Below are 17850 nucleotides of genomic sequence, written 5' to 3'. Positions count from 1 at the left end.
TTAATAAATGAATAGTCTCTGTTACGACACGCTTAGAAGAAGAATAATCTACGTCAGCTATCCGCTAGAAACATCAGCTAAATTCCATTAATTGATGCAAATGAAAAGGGGGTAAACTGCCAATATTTGAGGGGTAAAACTGCAAAAAAATAGCTTTTTAGAGTCAAATTAGCTGAATTAGATGGTTTAGCGTTTTTCTTACCGAAAATGATTCAACCATTACCCCATACAAATGTTACACACGCTGTTAGTCAAAAATGATAGTGATTACTTTTTAAAATCCCTGCCAATAGATTGCGTGTTGGAGAAAGTTTTGCGGTATTTCTTGATGTACTCAGATGGGTTCATTTCAAATATCTTTTTAAACTGTTCCCTAAAATATTTGATATCATTGATACCGACCATGTACATGGTTTCCTGAATCGTCTTATCGGTACTGATGAAGATTTCTGCTGCTTTCCGCAGACGTATAAATCGGATAAAGCTATTGGAGGAATGGCCTGATATGGACTTGATTCTGTTAAATAGATTTGTCCTGGACATACCCATTTCTTCAGCCAGCATCTTAATGTTTAAGTTTGGGTCCTCGATTTTTCCCTCAACGATACGGATACAGTTTTTCAGAAATTCCTTATATTCAGCAGATATCTTGGAACTATTGGGGTTGAGGGTAATCTCACCATAGAAGTATTTTTGTAGCTTACTCTTACTTTTTAAGATCCCGCCAATCCTGGCGACAAGCAGGTCCTTATCAAAGGGTTTGCTAATATAATCGTCGGCACCACTTTCCACCCCCTTGAGTTTGATTTCCGCGGAAGTACTTGCAGTGAGCAAAACGATTGGAATATGGGAGATGGATTCGTCCTCCTTTACGATACTGCAAAGTTCGATACCGCCCATTCCCTGCATCATGACATCGCTGATCACGATATCGGGAAGAAATTCGCGAATAATCGCCAGTCCTGCCTCTCCATCGCTTGCTTGGTAAATACGGTATTGCTGCCCAAATACTTCGGCAAGATAATCGGCAATTTCCGGGTTGTCATCTACAATAAGTATCGCTTTGCGTTCCTCAGCGATCATTTCGGTCAGGCGGGCATCCTTAACTTCGACGGGCTCCGTGATCAAATCCTCCTGATTTAGTTCTTTTAGAAAAGAGGAGCTCTCCTGTTGCTCGGGAACGATAAAGTCCGGATTGATATGGCTTGAGCCTTTGAGCAGGCTGACGGTAAAAGTGGTGCCAATTTGCTCATTGTTCCTACAGGTTACCGCGCCACCATGCATCTCCACAAAGTTTTTGACCAGATAAAGGCCTATCCCGAATCCACTTGCCAGGGATCTGTTCCTGTTATCTTCCTGATAAAACCTATCGAAGATTTTCTCCGTTAGGTCTTCCCGAATACCGAATCCGGAATCGACGATCAGTATCTCGACGGTATATTGTGATTCCTTGATTTCCACGATGATAGACCCATCATCGGGTGTGAACTTAAAAGCATTGGAAAGGAGGTTAAAAATAGCAATTTCCAATTTTTCCCTATCGGCGTAGATATCGGCCCGTTCCGAGCGGGAGATAAAATCGTAATTGATATTCTTGCTACGTGCCTGGTGAGAAAAGCAGAGAAAAACCTCTTTAACTAAAGAGACCAGATTAATATTTGCTGCTTTCAAGGTATCGCCCTTAAAATCAGCCTTTCTGAACAGCAGCAATTGGTCTACCAGACTTAATAACCTTTTGGCATTTCTATAAACGATATTCATTCCACTGGTATCCATATTTTTATCATCCTGATACAGCAGTTCTTTTACAGGATTGATAATCAAGGTGAGTGGCGTCCTAAACTCATGAGATATGTTTGTGAAAAAAGATAATTTACGCTCGTTGAGCTCCTTCTCGTTTTCACTCTCAATATGGGCAATCTTTATTTCGTATTTAAGCTCTTGCTGCTTTCTTCTATAGGAAATGTATAGGTAAGTCCCAGCGCCAAATGCAGTTACATATAGGATCAATGCCCACCAGGTAAGATACCATGGCGCTTTGATTATAATCATAATGGATTTACCTTCCTGATTCCAAACGCCATCATTGTTAGAGGCCTTAACCTGAAAAGTATATTTTCCGGGATTTAAGTTGGTATAGGTCGCCCTGCGTTGCGTGCCAACGTAGTTCCACTTTTTATCAAATCCGACCAGGCGATAGGCATATTGATTTTTCCAGGAGTAGGAATAATTGAGTGCGACAAAATCAATAGAAAAAACGCTTTGGTCATAACCTAATGTTATTGTAGATGCGGTATTAAGATTTTCTTTCAACGGACCATCCGCACTTGGCAAAACGCTTTTATTAAACAGCTGAAAATCCGTGATGAACACGGGAGGTGCCTGACGATTGTATTTTAGCGCTCTTGGATCGAAACTAAAAAAACCCTTGTTACCTGCTACATAGAGCATTTTTCCTGAGCTAACAATAACTGAACTGACAGCAACTCCATCAGCGTCGTCAAAGTTACGTATTTTATTATCCGTTGGATTGAGACTTGATATCCCATTTTCAGTAGTTAGCCAGATTACCCCATTTTCATCTTCTGCAATTCCGTTGAAGACATTACTGGCAAAACCGTTGGTCTTCGAATAAATCAAGAAACGCTTTTCCTTGAATATATATTTATTCAATCCATCCGCAGAGCATACCCACATGTTTTTCTTCGAATCGGTGAATATGGCATTGATTACATTGCTGCTCAATGTCCCTTTGGCGTTAACTACGGTTTCGATGGACTGGAACTGGCCGGTCTTGGGATCAAAGACATTTACGCCGCCGCCGTATGTGCCCACCCAGATCTTTCCATCCGGTGCCTTTGCCAGGGCATAAGTGTGATTGTTGTTTATAGACAAAGCATTTTTGGGCTGATTGTAGTAATGCTTAAATTCATTTGTTTTGGTGTCGTAGATCTTGATACCTGCATCTGTTGCCAATATATAGCTTCCGTTTCCAACTTCAAGGATATCTCTGAAAACATCCTCGTTAAATAAGTTGCCTATAGAGGAGTGGTGGAAATGATGGGTAAAGAAGTTGGCCCTCTCATCGTAGCTATCAAAGCCGTTCTCCGTCAAAACCCAAAGTATTCCTTTTGAATCGTTATACAACTTCTGGATCTCATTACTTGCCAAACTACCTGGATGGGTACCTTTTGTAAAAACCGTAACCTTTCCTGAGGGCCTTGAGATTTTGAAGAGCCCATTATTGGTTCCCAGCCATATTACAGAATCGAGAACAACCATGCTCTTAACCTCTCGATTACCTAATGAAAGGGGGTGTAATGCAAATTTATTTTGGTGATGGTCCATTTTTCGAAGTCCGTTTTTAGCATTGATCCAGATGATACCATCCCGATCTTTGTAGGCGTCGCCAAATGAATTATTTTGTATATCGTCAATTCTGTCCCATGCCATGGAATTGCTGTCAAACCAATAAAAGCCGTTATTGCCACCAATGAGCATACGGTCACGGTTCACTTTCATGATGCTGAAAACGGAGTAATTATCTTTGTCCGGAATCGTAATTTTTTGAAATTTTCCGGTTTTCGGATCAAATATGAAGAGTCCGTTCCAATAGGTTCCTACCCAGATCTTTCCGTCCTGTGCATAGCATAACGACCATACGTCATTCGGATTTTTTTCTCCGGGCTTTTGATATTGGGCATAATTGGTAAAAGACCGCTTAGCTTTCTGGAAATGGTTGAGGCCAGCGCTCCAGTTGCCCAGCCATAAATCCCCCTTGGCGTCCTCGATGATAGAGTTGACGGATTTTCCCATCATGCTATTCCTTTTCGATAGGTTCGGTCTGTATATCGCAAACCCTTTTTTGCTCGCGACATATTCATTAAAACCATCGTCTGTACCAATCCATAACTTACCTGTCCTATCACACAGAACAGACCAAACCTTGTTATTCGATAACGAGGACGCATTTCTATCATCGTGCAAAAACCTGGTAAATCTTTCCGACAAGGGATCTAGAAGATTGAGACCATCCATGGTAGCCACCCATATCTTACCGTTCCGGTCCTCAACCAATGCATTAATAAAGTTGTTGGATATAGAGGTGCTATCGCCCAACTTATTGGAGAAAATCTTGAACGAATAACCATCGAAACGGCATAATCCGTTTTCGGTACCGACCCAGACAAAGCCCCTTCTATCCCTTAATGTTGCCGTGGTGTTTTTTGAGGGCAGACCATCATTCGTGGTATAGGTCTTCATTTCAACTTTTTGCTGATTGCTAATGGAGACAAGATTGACCTTCTGAGCGAAAGTTAATTCAGCACAAAGCAACATGATTAATGACAATGTAAGTCTTTTAAAAACAGTCATAAGTGCTTAATATAAGGTTAGAAAAATCCGTCGCTCAAAAACTGGTGAAATGTACAAAAATGGAATTCATTTATTGTTTAATAATTTCAATTTATATATTGAAGATTGTTTAACTCTAGAGCTGTTTCGGTTATGGTGAAAAAAGACTTACATTCATCAATCTTCCTCATTCAAAGTTTAGGACGCGAAGGTCGTGAACAAAAAGTTAGTATAAGGTCTACCAAGGCAGCATGTCGTTCAGAACAATAAATCAATACCAACTGACCAGACTCGCCAAAAATGTTATTAACAATTACAATGATGGATAGACCACAGACTGTTGACCCCATATCGCCGGAACTAAAATTTGTGTTAAATAATTATCTAACTTGCTATTATGAATCTGGCAATGCGGGGTCAAATACATTGGATTTTGCAGCCTATATCTGTTTTCACTACTATGTTAAAATAGCCCTTTAACTATTAAGCCTAAAACAATTATCAACAACAAAATCCCTATCGTTAGAATAACATAGGTTAATGGTGAATGCTTTATTATTTTTGTTTGAACTAGGTACGCACTTTCCCTCCAAGAAACGTGCTTATCTGCAATGAAAAAAGAGAGACTTATCAACAACAACGAAACTCCTACTCCAAATAAATGCTTTTCATTTAAAAAAACCAGCTTTCCGAAAAACGGTGCTGCACAACAAGCAAAGCATAAGTATAGAACAACCCCATACCACTTATCCATGTTTAAAACTTTCAGAAAATCTTCCATAAATAATACTTTTTATAACGTGGTAGCAAGATACGAAATATATGTAACATTTTTATTACAATACCCTTAATTATTTTTTACCATAGCAGACTTTTAGATGTTGAATAATTTCACGGTATGGATAACGATAAGATTCTTCACGGAAAAGGTTTCCACGATTACGTGCAAAGGATTCGAGAGGAAAAGTTAAGAAAGGAGATTGAACATGAGTTTCAATTATTAGATTTGAGTATTCAATTGGATGATGCTAGAAAAGATAAGATTCGGGCTGAGATGGAAAGAGATAGAAACGTTAAAATTTTGGAAAGGGAAGTGTTAAAACAATTATTGAACCCAGATACACCAGTTAAAAAATTAACTAAAAAGGAACAAACCGAACAACGAGCAAAAGAAATAAGTGATTTGAAAAGGTTAGAAATAGTTGCTAAACACCGCAAGAAGTAATACTGAGTTATTTACTGAAGTTATATACAGTCCTAAAAACCCAAAAAATTAGCACCCTTCCACACCTTCATGCATAAAAAAAGCCTTTAGAAGACAATCTAAAGGCTGAAATTTACGTTGTGGAGAATATCGGATTCGAACCGATCACCTCTTCACTGCCAGCGAAGCGCTCTAGCCAAATGAGCTAATCCCCCCTCAATGTTATTCCAAGCAATCATCCCTTTCAAGCCGAGCGAAGCGCTCTAGCCAAATGAGCTAATCCCCCATGTTTTCAATATGCAATACTCAAYGTTATTCCAAGCAATCATCCCTTTCAAGCCGAGCGAAGCGCTCTAGCCAAATGAGCTAATCCCCCATGTTTTTATTACTCATCGATCAAATTCCCAATGATCAGTGTTTTGCCAGCGAAATGATTAATACATCTCCTTGCGCCAGCAAAAATAGCAAATACTTTCTCTAAACCAAATGAAATTAAAATTTCAGTTTAACGGTAAACAAACTCATGAAACAAACAATGCTCATTGCAGAAGGTAGCGGGTATTGAATAAATAAAAAAAGCAAAAATGTTGCGGTAATTAATAACATGCAAAACATAAATGCTTTGAATAAAGAACCCATACAACACATGGCTATGGTGGCTACAATATAAATGGGGATTATAACTGCGGTTAGAAACATTAACCGAAAATAACCTGCAGATATTAAGTGGTAATTACCTAAATATTAACTTCTTGATCTTTGATTCAACAGCGACTGATATTCATCCACAAATTGAGATACGTGAAAACCATCCATCAAAGCATGATTGACATGAATTGAAATTCCCATCACCTTGCGCCCATTTTCATCTCTTACCATTCCAAATGAAATTTTAGGGCAACTATCGTGATAAGAAAATTTTCTTGCATGAGACATCGAGGTAAAATTTAACCAGGGCAATGCTGAATAGTGGATTACGTTTTCGCCAGATGATGAAGGAATTAATCCAATGCTTTGTTGAACATTCTCAATTTCCTTAAGCGCTTCGTTTTTGAATTTATCAAAATCAGGGTTGAAATCCATGTAGCCAAAGCCGAAGGTTCCGTTGGGGCGATTGATGGTTGTAGCAGCGTTCACCGAATCGTATTTCCACACTTCACCATTAATAATTCTGTAGCGAAATTCCTCAACTTTGTTAGCTGCCGCTAGCGATTTGTGTAAATAAAGCAAGAAGAATGAAACGCCGGTTTCCTTTGCTTCCTGATAAGTTGATGTACAATCTACATCTACCGTAACACCGAAGAATGGCTCCTCAAAAGCGTTAAAAAATTCAAAATGATCTTTTCTGATCCAGGTATTTATATCTATTTTTTCTTTCATTCAATTAATTTTGGTAAAATATCAGCCAAACGCTCCATTTGGTAAAAGTTAGGATTTTCGATGGTATGATCAATCCGCTCGTGCACCCAGGTAGTGTGGAAGGGAATATGAACTGCATGGCCACCAACTGCCAGTACCGGTAAAACATCCGATTTTAACGAGTTGCCGAGCATTAAAAATTCTTCTGGCTTGCAATCGAGGTGTTTCATCAATTTTTGATAATCTCGCTCCTGCTTATCACTCATAATTTCGATGTGATGGAAATAATGATCTAATCCAGATTTTGTAAGCTTGCGTTGTTGATCTAACAAATCGCCTTTGGTGGCCACAACTAATCGATATTTGCCATGTAGTGCTTTCAAAACTTCTTCTACACCATCCAATAACTCAATCGGTTTATTTAACATTTCCTGCCCCAACTGTATGGCTTTGTTGATTACTTCTGGATTTACCTTCCCTTCGGTGATTCTCAAAACGGTTTCAATCATGCTCAACATAAACCCTTTTATCCCGTAGCCATAGAGCGGCAAATTGTCTATTTCGGTTTTCAGCAATTCTGCAACAACACTGTGATGGGGCATAAAATCTTCCAGCAAGCCTGCAAACTTTTCTTCCGTTTCCCGGAAATAAGGTTCGTTTACCCAAAGGGTATCATCAGCATCAAATGCGATTACCGTAATTTGATTGTTCATGGTTATAACAGTAATTTAGTGCTGCAAATGTAAATCAACCTTTCGCGATCAGAAAGGACATTTGTCCCTTATTGTAAATTATGTTACGTACTAACCTTATCTTTTTGTCTTTCATCGAACGTTATGTCGAGGAAAATACGGCGTCGAATATAACTTTAAAGACCTTTCCTTCAGGATTCAGATTTATTACGCAGGGAGAAAAAATCAAAAATATATACATCATTAAAGAAGGCATTACAAAATGCTTTATCTCCGAAGAAAATGGGAAAGACTTTATTATAGAATTTTTGGGAAAAGGAGAAGTTGCCGGAGAATTGGAAGCGATAAAAAAGATCGACTGCCTTTGCAATGTGGAGGCCATTAGCGAAATAATGGTATTTGCCATCCCTGATCGTGTATTTATTTCATTGATAGAAAACAACATCGAGTTTAACAAAATTCTGTTACAAGAGTTATCAACAAGGATTATACAAACCAGTTCCAGGGCCTCTTTTCAGCAGCTTTATACATTGGAATATGGTTTATTAAAACTTTTAAAGCTGCAAACCGAAGAGCAAATTTTGATTTCGAAAGAAGATATGGCCGCTTACCTGGGGATCTCTGTGAGGAGCTTTAACCGAACGCTACAACAAGTTAAGGCTAAAAATGAAGATCTAAGCTTGAAAAAAGTGCTGGAAAGCTTAGGCTAAAAATGAGCAGGATGACACGCTTAGCTTTAATTTTACTCAATAAGTTGAGGTTGATAAACAGACCCTCGTTTGCGCTCCAAAATAAATTCAACTGAACATTTGAATAGGATATTTGTTTATCAGGTATGTCTGAAATCCTAATCATAAACGGAAGTGCCCGATTAAATGGAGACACTCAGAAATATATCAGTAGGTTAATGGAAGGGCTTGATTACCAACAGATCAATTTATTGGAGCATTATTTTCTGCCTTATCATTACGATAATCGCTATCCACCCGAAGATCAGTTTGAAGGATTTGCAAAGGAGATGCTGTACCATAAACATATTGTATTTGCAACACCTGTTTATTGGTATGCGATGAGCGGGAGAATGAAAAATTTCTTCGATCGTTTAACGGATTGGGTAACCACAAAAAAAGAAGTCGGTAGAAATTTAAAAGGCAAAACGGTACAATTAATAGCTGTAGGAACAGATGGAGATTTACCTGATGGATTTATTACCCCCTTTATGCGTACCGCTACTTATTTGGAGATGGATTTTAAAAGATATCAATATTTTAATAGTGGCAACCTGATTACAGAGGATGAACTCACTGAAATCCGAAAATCTTTTTTTAGTTTTATGCAGGATTAATTTCTATTTCTAACCTTTAATATATTATAAATTTAAAAATAAAACACATGAAATTAGAAGACGTTTTTAAAAATAACGAAGAATGGATCGGAAGAAAATTGGCAAATAACCCTGATTATTTTACAGAGTTGGCCAAAGGACAGACTCCAGAGTTTTTATATATAGGATGCTCTGATAGTCGCGTAACTGCTGAAGATTTAATGGGCATTCAACCGGGTCAGGCTTTTATCCATAGAAACATCGCCAACTTGGTAAACAACGTTGACTTAAGCGTTATGACTGTTTTAAACTACGCAGTGCGACATCTAAAAGTTAAACATATCATTGTTTGCGGTCATTACAATTGCGGGGGCGTAAAAGCAGCCATGCAACCAGCAGATATGGGGATTTTAAACCCATGGTTACGTAATATTCGTGATGTTTATCGTACTCATAAAGATGAGTTAAATGCTATCGAAGATGAAGGTGTTCGTTACAACCGATTAGTCGAATTAAACGTTCAAGAACAATGCGTTAACTTACTTAAAACCGCAGCTGTTCAGGAAGCCATTACTTTACGCGGACTGACCGTACAGGGATGGGTTTTTGATATCCATACCGGACGTTTAATAGACTTGAAAATCGATTTCGAAAATATTCTGAAGGACATTAAAGAAATCTATAACCTTTTTTAGTCGGCGAAAAGCTTCTGAGGCCTTCAGGCGAATATGAAGCAACACAAAGCCTACTTAAGCCAATCATAGAATTTAAACAGTTAAAAACCGATGTATGAGGCTTGGAAAATTTAACCTTCCAATTTCATGCATCGGTCTTTTCTTACTTCGGACTCCAGACCCCGGACTAAAGACTTTTGACTCCAGACTCCTTAACGTCCCATCCAACCGCCATCAACGGTTAAAATTGTACCGTGTACGTAATCGCTAGCGCTAGAAGCTAAGAATAAGGTTGGGCCTTTAAAATCTTCAGGCGTTCCCCATCTTCCGGCAGGAATACGGGAAAGAATTGAAGTGCTCCTATCCTGATCTTCTCTCAACGCCGTAGTATTATCAGTTGCAATATAACCCGGTGCAATCGCATTCACATTTACACCTTTCGATGCCCACTCGTTAGCAAAAGCTTTGGTTAATGAACCAATTGCTCCTTTACTTGCAGCATAGCCCGGAACGGTAATTCCACCCTGGAAAGTAAGCAAAGATGCGGTGAATATCACTTTTCCACTGCCTCTGGCAATCATATCGCGACCAATTTCTCTGGTTAGAATAAAAGGAGCAGTTTGATTAACCGCAATTACCTCATCCCACATATCATCAGGATGTTCTGCAATTGGCTTGCGTAAAATGGTCCCGGCATTGTTGACTAAAATATCAATCACCGGATGGTCTGCTTTAACTTTCGCTGTAAACTCCAACGTGCTTTCGCGGTTACCAAAATCGCATTGATAGGCATAAAATTTTCTGCCTAAAGCGGTTACTTCTTTTTCTACGGCGCTTCCTTCAAGTTCAAGACTTGCAGAAACGCCAATAATATCTGCACCAGCTTCTGCCAGAGCTAAAGCCATGGCTTTACCAATTCCTCTTTTGCAACCGGTTACTAATGCAGTTTTACCTGCTAAATCAAATATGTTTGACATTTTTTCTTTTCTTATTGATATTACTTTTTTTGATCAAAGAGTCGTCATTTCGACAGAAGTGGAGAAATCTTTCAAATTTCTTTCGCCCAGTTAGCGAGTAAAAATAAATCTACTTCAACTCTGTAATGGCACAGTGATCCATATCGCCATAATCTAAATTTTCACCGGCCATGCCCCAAATGAAAGTATAATTGCTTGTACCTGCACCAGAGTGTATAGACCAGTTTGGAGAAATCACGGCCTGATCATTTTGCATCCAGATATGGCGGGTTTCTTGTGGCTGCCCCATGAAATGGCAAACACTTTGCCCCTGCGGAACTTCAAAATAAAAATAAGCTTCCATTCTCCTATCGTGGGTGTGTGCTGGCATGGTATTCCAAACACTACCAGATTTCAGCTCCGTCATTCCCATTTGCAATTGGCAAGTAGGCAATACGCTATTGACCAAAAGTTTGTTAATTACCCTATGATTGGCCGTTTCAGGTGTACCCAACTCCACAATTTCCGCATCAGCTTTGCTTACTTTTTTTGTTGGATATTTGTGGTGCGCTGGAGCAGAATTTAAATATAATTTTGCGGGTTGAGCGGCATCAGCCGATTCGAAAGTTACCTCTTTAGTTTCCTTACCAATATATAAAGCCTCTTTATATTCTAGTGCGAAAGTTTCACCATCTGCAGTAACAATGGCTTTTCCACCAACATTTATCATCCCTAACTCTCTCCTCTCCAGAAAATAATTTGCTTTTAAATCATCGGGATTTGGGAGCGCCAATTTTCCATTTACCGGCATTGCACCGCCAACTATATACCTGTCAAAATGAGATAAAGTTAAATTAACTTGGTTAGCCTCAAAAACGTTTTCGATTAAAAAATTTTCACGCAAAGATGCGGTATCCATTTGTTTAACTTCCTTTGGACTTTGAGCGTAACGGCTTTCGAATTTATTCATTGGTTAAAATTTGAGATAAGATTTAGAATCGAAAATCAATTCCTTTTTCGCAAATATATTTATACGATGTTTAAAAATGTAACGAAAGCTAAACTTTATTAAGCATGAGAGGAATACAAAAGCTAATTATGGGAGCCAAACCTACTAGTGTTTTATAAATACCACTTTTTATATCTCGCCAAAGCCTCTAGATAATAGTAATCAGCATAAACTAATGGCACATCTATTTCGCTGTTTAAAGGATAAGCGCCAGTACTGTGCATCAGCAAAAAGCCTCCATTTTCGCCGAGTTTGGCTCTGTAAGCATTACTTGCCAACGAATAAATCATGGTTTCTGCAGCAGATTTAAATTCAGTCTTTTCTTTATCGGCTGTAAATTGTGCAAGTTCCAACAATGCCGAAGCCATAATCGCACCAGCAGAAGCATCACGTTTTGCAAAAGGAACCCCTTGAGCATCAAAATCCCAAAAAGGAATTTTATCTGCTGGCAAATTAGGATGATTTAAAATAAAATGGGCAATTCCCTTGGCTTGTTTTAAATAGTTTTCATCCTTTGTAAACCGGTACATCATGGTGTAACCGTATAAAGCCCATGCTTGTCCGCGGCTCCATGCAGAACAATCTGCCGCCCCTTGCCAGGTTGCTTTTCTTTTTACCGCACCGGTTTCCGGATTATAGTCAATTACATGAAACGAACTAAAATCGGGGCGAAAGTGATTTTTTAAAGTTGTATTCGAATGGATGACCGCAATTTCCTTAAATTTTTTATTTCCGCCGTTATCCGTTGCCCAATTTAACATCTCGAGGTTCATCATGTTATCAATAATTACCGGATAATTCCAATATTTACCTTTGTTCCACGATTGGATTGCCTTTACATTATCATGATAACGGGTAGAAAGCGATTCTGCAGAACGTTGAATAATGGCTTTATATTCAGGCTTCCCCGTCAGGCGATAAGCATTTCCAAAGCTACAATACATCATAAAACCCAAATCATGATTACCCGTAAAGGTTTGATTCGCCTCGATAACTTTTAAAGCATCTTCAGCTTCTTTTTTGATACTTTCGTTTTTGGTCTGCTCATAAATATACCACAGGCTACCCGAGTAAAACCCACTGCACCACCATTGAATATCATAGTTAACATGTTTTCCATTTTGATAGGTTTGCGGCGTTTTACCGGTAGGAATGCCTTTTGCTAAAAATTTGTATTGATCGGCAGCAAACTTAAATTCGTCACTAATAAGCTGCGCCATTGGCTTTCGCACATTGTTTTGTGCAAAGGAAACTGAATTCAAAAGAACCAGTAATGCGATTATTAAACTATTTTTATTCATGAGTTTGGTTGTGTTTTTTTAATTTGAAATGTTGTATTTAAGGGTTGATCCTGCCAGTGCACCAACCGGAAGATTACAGGTGATTATTTTACTGCTTTTTAACTTAGGGGTTTTTATTTCGATCCGAACTTTCGAGTTTTCTTGTGTAGGGTCTGCAATAAAAATAAGCGGATTGATGGCGTTCAAATCTTTGACCTGAATAATGCATGGCTTATCTACCTTTACTATTATATCATCATAACTAAGCTCTCCTGCTTGATAAAAAACGACTTGCATTATGCTCAACCTGTTGTGCATTACCGCTTGGATAGCCTTTGTGTTTTGGATGACTTTAATCGCATCAAGCGGATACTTTTGCATAGCAGCAGCTCCAATATCAGGAACCACAACGTAGGCATAACTCGCATCATGTGGTTGTACACCATGGTTAAACCAACTTTTAAAAACCTTGCCCGAGACTTCCTTTTTTTCCTGAAATTGATTAATGCGATACCAATTTCCGACCTGGTTTTGTTGGGTAACTTTTACATCTCCACCAGCAGGAAAAAAATAGCCAATACTATCATGAAGCAAGAAACTTTTATCTTCAATAACCTTTCCCCGCAACCAGGATTGATTAATAGTTGTTGTAATGACTTGTGAAGAAGCACTGTTAATCCCGGCGCCCAGGCAAATAACTTCTTTATCGAAAAAAAACCAGGCCTTTTTTGCCTGAACACTATCGAAATCTAGGTCGTAAGCAGAAGCGCCATAAACACCATCGCTTACCCCGCCTACAAATTTGGTTGTTCCAGGAATCCCCCATTCTTTTTTGATGGTTGCTCCTTTATCGTCAGTATAATCTCTGGTTGTGGTTCCAGGAATTTTATCCCATTCCCATAGCGGCATAATGTTGGCATATTCTGATCCGCTTCGCTGAATATTGGTTGCACCATCTGACAAAAATTTACCAAGCACATTTTCATTGTTTCCTCTTTCGGTACGTAAGGTTCTTACAGAAGCCGTTTGTACGCTAAAAGTATATTGAGGTCTTACCTGCCGTGTGTAACCACTTTTCCAATAAACCGTATTAGAAGGCTCGATTTGATAATTTGCGGGTTTTTGATGTGATGTTCTCCATGTAGAAGCTTCCCAATAAGCGGAATTTTCCCGATTGAACATTTTTATTTTATTCACCATTCCAGATACATGGGCATTTAACGAATCCTGCCGACTAATACCTCTTCCTCTCACATTAAAATCGTAAAAGGAGCCTCGAATGGTTTTCAAAAAAGTGTCTTTCAAGTAACTGACTAAAATATGGAGTTGTGCTTTTGGTAAAGCATATTCCGTATCTCTCAAATAATAGGCTGCGTTTACTGAATTACCGGCAAATACCCGTCCGTAACTCGCGATGGCCTGCTGCTTACCATGCTGATAATAACTTCCATCTACCTGAACACCTTCTTTACCATCTTCAACTGCAATGGGTTCAAAAAGATATTTTGCAGCCGAATCCAAAGTGTTTTTATTTTGTGTTAAACAAGCACGGTACAAATAATGCAAAGCTTCATCTGATGTATTGGCTCCATCGCCGACTTTTAGTTTGCGAACCATCCTTTGAATTAAAACTTTCTCCAGCTCAACTGGCAGTTGAGTTTTGCCATTCCGCATTAAAATTAAAGTTTGACCGATAGCCTGCGGATAAAAAATATCATTGTACCACCAGTTTTTATTTTTCGGATTTCTATCCAGCCAATTTTGAAGCGATGTGGTTATTGCACCATAAATCTCCTGGTTTCCATAAAATTTATTGGCCGGACGGATATAAGCCGTAGCCATTTCTTTAATTCTTTTCAAAGGATCATACTGTGCATCGGCATAATTGATATCTGTCCAGCTTCCATCGGCTTTTAATTTTATCAAATCCTTTGTAATCTTTTTTGCTAGAAAGACGTCATTAATACCAGTCTGTAAATCTGCGCTGATGCGCTTTTCTATAGTTGAAAAGGGGTCTTTCTGCGCAAAAGCTGATACACTAATCATCAATAAAAAAATGAGGAAAAGCTTTCGCTTTAGCCAACGCAAATTAACAGGTAATAAGCAAGGGATCATTTTGTTCATAAGTGTGGGATATGGCTCTTTCGGTTACAAAATAACTTTAACATTAAATTCTTTCAGCACCATTTGGCTGTCGTTTGGTGTAGTATTATAACTTGCAAACGTAATTTTGTACCTGCCAGCAGCCGCGTATTTATAAGCGTAGGCAGACAATGCCGAAGCGGTAATATTTTTTACAGTTGCCGTTGGAATATCTGGAGCAATTCTTCCAACAAAAATTGGTTTACTGATGATCCAGCTGGTATTGGACGGAGCGGTAGCCGCACCACCAACAATAGTTAATGCCGTAGTTGTAGCCACCCACCTCGAGCTGGCAGGCGACCAAACATTTCCAAATCGAGTCCAAAAAGCATTATCTCCAGGCAATGAACTTAAATTGTAAGTATAATCGCTAAGCACATTATTAACCAGAAAATTGGTTATTGTCCAGGTTCTCTGTGTTGATCCGGTAAGGCCTGTATATTTAAAGGCGATGAATAAACTATCATTGGCATCGCTAACTATATCGGCCAGATTTACCTGCCCGGTGTTAACTGCTGTAGCACTCGTTGCAATGGGTGTTCTTGCTGTGATATTTGTCCAGGCTGCATTTACCACACTTGCCGAATCTTTGGCTGGAAGTTTATTGGTGGCCAAAACCTGGAGCGTATTATTTTGAGCACCAAATTGCGCTGTACTGGTAAAAGATAAGGTTGGTGTTCCAAATGCGGATGAACGGGTTTTAAATTCGTATTTATTCCCTGGCGTTCCTGCCCAGAAAACAACATTATCTGCATAACCACCAAAGTTGAATTTACAGGTATCACCCAGTTTAAAAACCAGCGTATCGCTAATTGTGGAACGGGCATTTGTTAAAGCAATATCAACCGTTGGTACATCAGTGGTCAGATCTTTTTTGCAAGCTAAAAGACAATTGCAGGCAATTAAGATAATATAGAATGAATTTTTCATTTCTTAATAATTTAGTGATTAATAACCTGGGTTTTGTTTCAGTGCTTTATTCAGATTTAGCTCATATGTTGGTTTTGGCATCAGGCTATACCGAGGCGTTACTGTAATCAAACCCTGGTATCCGTTGATATTTCCATTGCCTGCAGTTACTCCATTGGCGGCCGCATAATTCCCGAAAGCCTGTAAATCGCCGGCAAAATTGCCCCATCTTACCAGGTCATACTTTCTAGAGGCTTCAAAGCACATTTCACGCATGCGTTCATCACGAAGTGCTAACTGGAAATCTGCTTTATTTAAACCCGGAGTTAGCAAATGTTCGGATCCGTTAGTAATGGTTGCGGTAGCAGTTGCCGTAACCCCTGTAGTTGGTGCTGCGATAGTAACGGTAGGTACTGAGGTAAAATAAGGTCCGGCAGTTGTTAAGTTTCCGCGACTCGTTAATTTAATTCCTGTAATCACACCAGCGGTTGAAACCACTGCAGTAGCCGTTGCTCCTGCCCCGCCACCGCCACTAATGGTAACCACCGGTGGATTTGCTACTGAATAACCAGAACCACCATTAACTACCGTGAGATTTTTAACAATATTGCCGTACATGGTTCCATAACCGCGTTTGCGCACTTGATTGATAGCATCGTAAGCAGCGGCGTTTGGTCCGTTAACCTGGTTTTCAGCTTCTGCTTTGATTAGCAGCACATCTGCATATCTAATTACCGGCCAATTGGCATTGTAAGTTCCGGTATTACGCATTTCTGCCGGTGCATATTCTCTCCTAAATTTGCCTGTATTCATTTGCCAGGGTGCTGAGCGATCTGTCTTTACCCTCGTTCCGGCTGATGCGTTGGTTGTCCAGATATAATCCGGACAATTCCAATCTCTCCTGGTATCAAGCGAAGCTTTATTAACCAATGTGCTGCTAGGTTCAACTTCATAGCTATCAAATAATTTCTTGGTTATCCGTACCCAACCAGCTGCAGAATATGAATTTTGTTCAAAAGTTCCATTTATCAACAAAATAGCTGAAATGATACCGTTGAAATTACCGATATCGTTACCCGTTTTATTGGTCACTCCGGCAGCTGCTCCTGCAGAACCCCACTCTAATATATCTTCTTTTAAATCGTACTTATCCTGAAAGAGATTGATGAAAACTTGCTTATAATCTGGATTCAAAGCATGCTGACCAGAAGCAACAACCTTATCGGCATACGTAATGGCATCGGCATATTTACTGGTATCGTTAACCGGATAACCTGCCCAATACAGATAAACTCTGGCCAACATGGCTTGTACTGCTGTAATGGTAACCTGATCATTGTAACCTAAACTAGCTGCCGTGCGACCTTGTAATAAACTTTCTGCTTCTTTTAAATCGGCAACAATCTGAGTATAGATGGCCGGTTGAGAAGCTGCAGGAATGTTAACTTCAGAGATACCTGGCTGATGCAATACCAACGGAACTTCGCCAAATTGAATGGTGAGCAAAAAGTAATTGTAAGCTCTCAAAAATAGTGCTTGTCCCTTGATATAGCCACGCTGCCTTTCATCCATGCTGGGTTTAGTAATGTTATCAATTAAAACATTGGCGTTATTGATGGCGATATAAGGATATTGCCAGCAATCCTGAACGTAAGAGTGCCCGGCGTCATAAGTGTAATACAACCCACGGGTTTCATTACTGGTCGCCCGATCGGGCAACATTTCATCGGTAGTGCTTACAAAATTAAAGTGATGCACCTGGCCGTACATTCGCTCCAACATCATGGTACTATAAACTCCATTTAAAGCTACCTGAAGCTGATCGGCAGTGCTGTAGAAATTTACTGGCGAGTAGAAATCCGTTGGTTCGGTATCCAGAAATTTTTTGCATGATGACGATAATCCCATCACGAATAAAAAAGCCAAAATATATTTATGTTTCATTGTC

14 protein-coding genes and 1 tRNA gene are annotated in these 17850 nt (G+C 39.3%); 4 read left to right on the top strand and 11 right to left on the bottom strand.

Annotated features, from left to right (window positions below):
• Positions 1-267: 267 nt before the first annotated feature.
• Entirely contained in the window at positions 268-4374 is a 4107-nt protein-coding gene (locus ASE92_RS03370) for a two-component regulator propeller domain-containing protein (protein WP_082454892.1), read from the bottom strand.
• Positions 4375-4816: 442 nt separating this feature from the next.
• Entirely contained in the window at positions 4817-5134 is a 318-nt protein-coding gene (locus ASE92_RS03365; protein WP_056848662.1) for a hypothetical protein, read from the bottom strand.
• Positions 5135-5251: 117 nt separating this feature from the next.
• Between ASE92_RS03365 and ASE92_RS03360 the strand changes: the two genes are divergently transcribed.
• The gene (locus ASE92_RS03360) at positions 5252-5578 is read left to right on the top strand and encodes a hypothetical protein (RefSeq protein WP_056848661.1); all 327 of its coding nucleotides are present in this window, start codon (positions 5252-5254) and stop codon (positions 5576-5578) included.
• Positions 5579-5698: 120 nt separating this feature from the next.
• Here the strand turns inward: ASE92_RS03360 and ASE92_RS03355 are convergent.
• The 3 genes from ASE92_RS03355 to ASE92_RS03345 form a co-directional block, all read right to left on the bottom strand.
• Positions 5699-5772: transfer RNA gene (locus ASE92_RS03355), tRNA-Ala, on the bottom strand.
• 529 nt (positions 5773-6301) lie between these two features.
• Entirely contained in the window at positions 6302-6937 is a 636-nt protein-coding gene (locus ASE92_RS03350; protein ID WP_056848660.1) for a chloramphenicol acetyltransferase, read from the bottom strand.
• Complete coding sequence (locus ASE92_RS03345) at positions 6934-7629, bottom strand: HAD family hydrolase (RefSeq protein WP_056848659.1); 696 nt, start codon at positions 7627-7629, stop codon at positions 6934-6936. The genes ASE92_RS03350 and ASE92_RS03345 overlap by 4 nt, the downstream gene beginning before the upstream one ends.
• Positions 7630-7733: 104 nt before the next feature.
• On the opposite strand from ASE92_RS03345, the gene ASE92_RS03340 reads away from it, so the two are divergent.
• From ASE92_RS03340 to ASE92_RS03330, 3 genes are all read left to right on the top strand, one after another.
• On the top strand, positions 7734-8318 hold the full coding sequence (locus tag ASE92_RS03340; RefSeq protein WP_235527271.1) for a Crp/Fnr family transcriptional regulator: 585 nt from the start codon (positions 7734-7736) through the stop codon (positions 8316-8318).
• A gap of 125 nt (positions 8319-8443) precedes the next feature.
• On the top strand, positions 8444-8953 hold the full coding sequence (locus tag ASE92_RS03335) for a flavodoxin family protein (protein WP_056848657.1): 510 nt from the start codon (positions 8444-8446) through the stop codon (positions 8951-8953).
• 47 nt (positions 8954-9000) lie between these two features.
• Positions 9001-9627, top strand: a complete 627-nt coding sequence (locus ASE92_RS03330; protein WP_056848656.1) for a carbonic anhydrase — start codon at positions 9001-9003, stop codon at positions 9625-9627.
• Between the two features lie 191 nt (positions 9628-9818).
• Here ASE92_RS03330 and ASE92_RS03325 read toward each other — a convergent pair whose 3' ends face one another.
• The 6 genes from ASE92_RS03325 to ASE92_RS03300 form a co-directional block, all read right to left on the bottom strand.
• Complete coding sequence (locus ASE92_RS03325; protein WP_056848655.1) at positions 9819-10583, bottom strand: SDR family NAD(P)-dependent oxidoreductase; 765 nt, start codon at positions 10581-10583, stop codon at positions 9819-9821.
• A 109-nt stretch (positions 10584-10692) separates the two neighbouring features.
• Positions 10693-11532, bottom strand: coding sequence for a 5-dehydro-4-deoxy-D-glucuronate isomerase (gene kduI / locus ASE92_RS03320; protein WP_056848654.1), 840 nt, complete (start codon positions 11530-11532; stop codon positions 10693-10695).
• A gap of 152 nt (positions 11533-11684) precedes the next feature.
• Positions 11685-12872, bottom strand: coding sequence for a glycoside hydrolase family 88 protein (locus tag ASE92_RS03315; RefSeq protein WP_056848653.1), 1188 nt, complete (start codon positions 12870-12872; stop codon positions 11685-11687).
• An 18-nt stretch (positions 12873-12890) separates the two neighbouring features.
• The gene (locus ASE92_RS03310; RefSeq protein WP_162237740.1) at positions 12891-14897 is read right to left on the bottom strand and encodes a polysaccharide lyase family 8 super-sandwich domain-containing protein; all 2007 of its coding nucleotides are present in this window, start codon (positions 14895-14897) and stop codon (positions 12891-12893) included.
• 102 nt (positions 14898-14999) lie between these two features.
• Positions 15000-15923, bottom strand: coding sequence for a DUF5017 domain-containing protein (locus ASE92_RS03305; protein WP_056848651.1), 924 nt, complete (start codon positions 15921-15923; stop codon positions 15000-15002).
• An 18-nt stretch (positions 15924-15941) separates the two neighbouring features.
• Positions 15942-17846, bottom strand: coding sequence for a RagB/SusD family nutrient uptake outer membrane protein (locus ASE92_RS03300; RefSeq protein WP_056848650.1), 1905 nt, complete (start codon positions 17844-17846; stop codon positions 15942-15944).
• Between the last annotated feature and the right edge of the window lie 4 nt (positions 17847-17850).

This window comes from Pedobacter sp. Leaf41, assembly GCF_001422545.1.
In the GTDB taxonomy this organism is placed as follows: Bacteria; Bacteroidota; Bacteroidia; order Sphingobacteriales; family Sphingobacteriaceae; genus Pedobacter.
The sequence above is the reverse complement of the archived record's forward strand: the minus strand, read 5'-3'. Positions and strand labels throughout refer to the sequence as shown.

Coding starts and splice junctions, on each gene's coding strand:
- ASE92_RS03370 (WP_082454892.1), bottom strand. CDS start 4,374: ATGACTGTTTTTAAAAGACTTACATTGTCATTAATCATGTTGCTTTGT.
- ASE92_RS03365 (WP_056848662.1), bottom strand. CDS start 5,134: ATGGAAGATTTTCTGAAAGTTTTAAACATGGATAAGTGGTATGGGGTT.
- ASE92_RS03360 (WP_056848661.1), top strand. CDS start 5,252: ATGGATAACGATAAGATTCTTCACGGAAAAGGTTTCCACGATTACGTG.
- ASE92_RS03350 (WP_056848660.1), bottom strand. CDS start 6,937: ATGAAAGAAAAAATAGATATAAATACCTGGATCAGAAAAGATCATTTT.
- ASE92_RS03345 (WP_056848659.1), bottom strand. CDS start 7,629: ATGAACAATCAAATTACGGTAATCGCATTTGATGCTGATGATACCCTT.
- ASE92_RS03335 (WP_056848657.1), top strand. CDS start 8,444: ATGTCTGAAATCCTAATCATAAACGGAAGTGCCCGATTAAATGGAGAC.
- ASE92_RS03330 (WP_056848656.1), top strand. CDS start 9,001: ATGAAATTAGAAGACGTTTTTAAAAATAACGAAGAATGGATCGGAAGA.
- ASE92_RS03325 (WP_056848655.1), bottom strand. CDS start 10,583: ATGTCAAACATATTTGATTTAGCAGGTAAAACTGCATTAGTAACCGGT.
- kduI (WP_056848654.1), bottom strand. CDS start 11,532: ATGAATAAATTCGAAAGCCGTTACGCTCAAAGTCCAAAGGAAGTTAAA.
- ASE92_RS03315 (WP_056848653.1), bottom strand. CDS start 12,872: ATGAATAAAAATAGTTTAATAATCGCATTACTGGTTCTTTTGAATTCA.
- ASE92_RS03310 (WP_162237740.1), bottom strand. CDS start 14,897: ATGATTAGTGTATCAGCTTTTGCGCAGAAAGACCCCTTTTCAACTATA.
- ASE92_RS03305 (WP_056848651.1), bottom strand. CDS start 15,923: ATGAAAAATTCATTCTATATTATCTTAATTGCCTGCAATTGTCTTTTA.
- ASE92_RS03300 (WP_056848650.1), bottom strand. CDS start 17,846: ATGAAACATAAATATATTTTGGCTTTTTTATTCGTGATGGGATTATCG.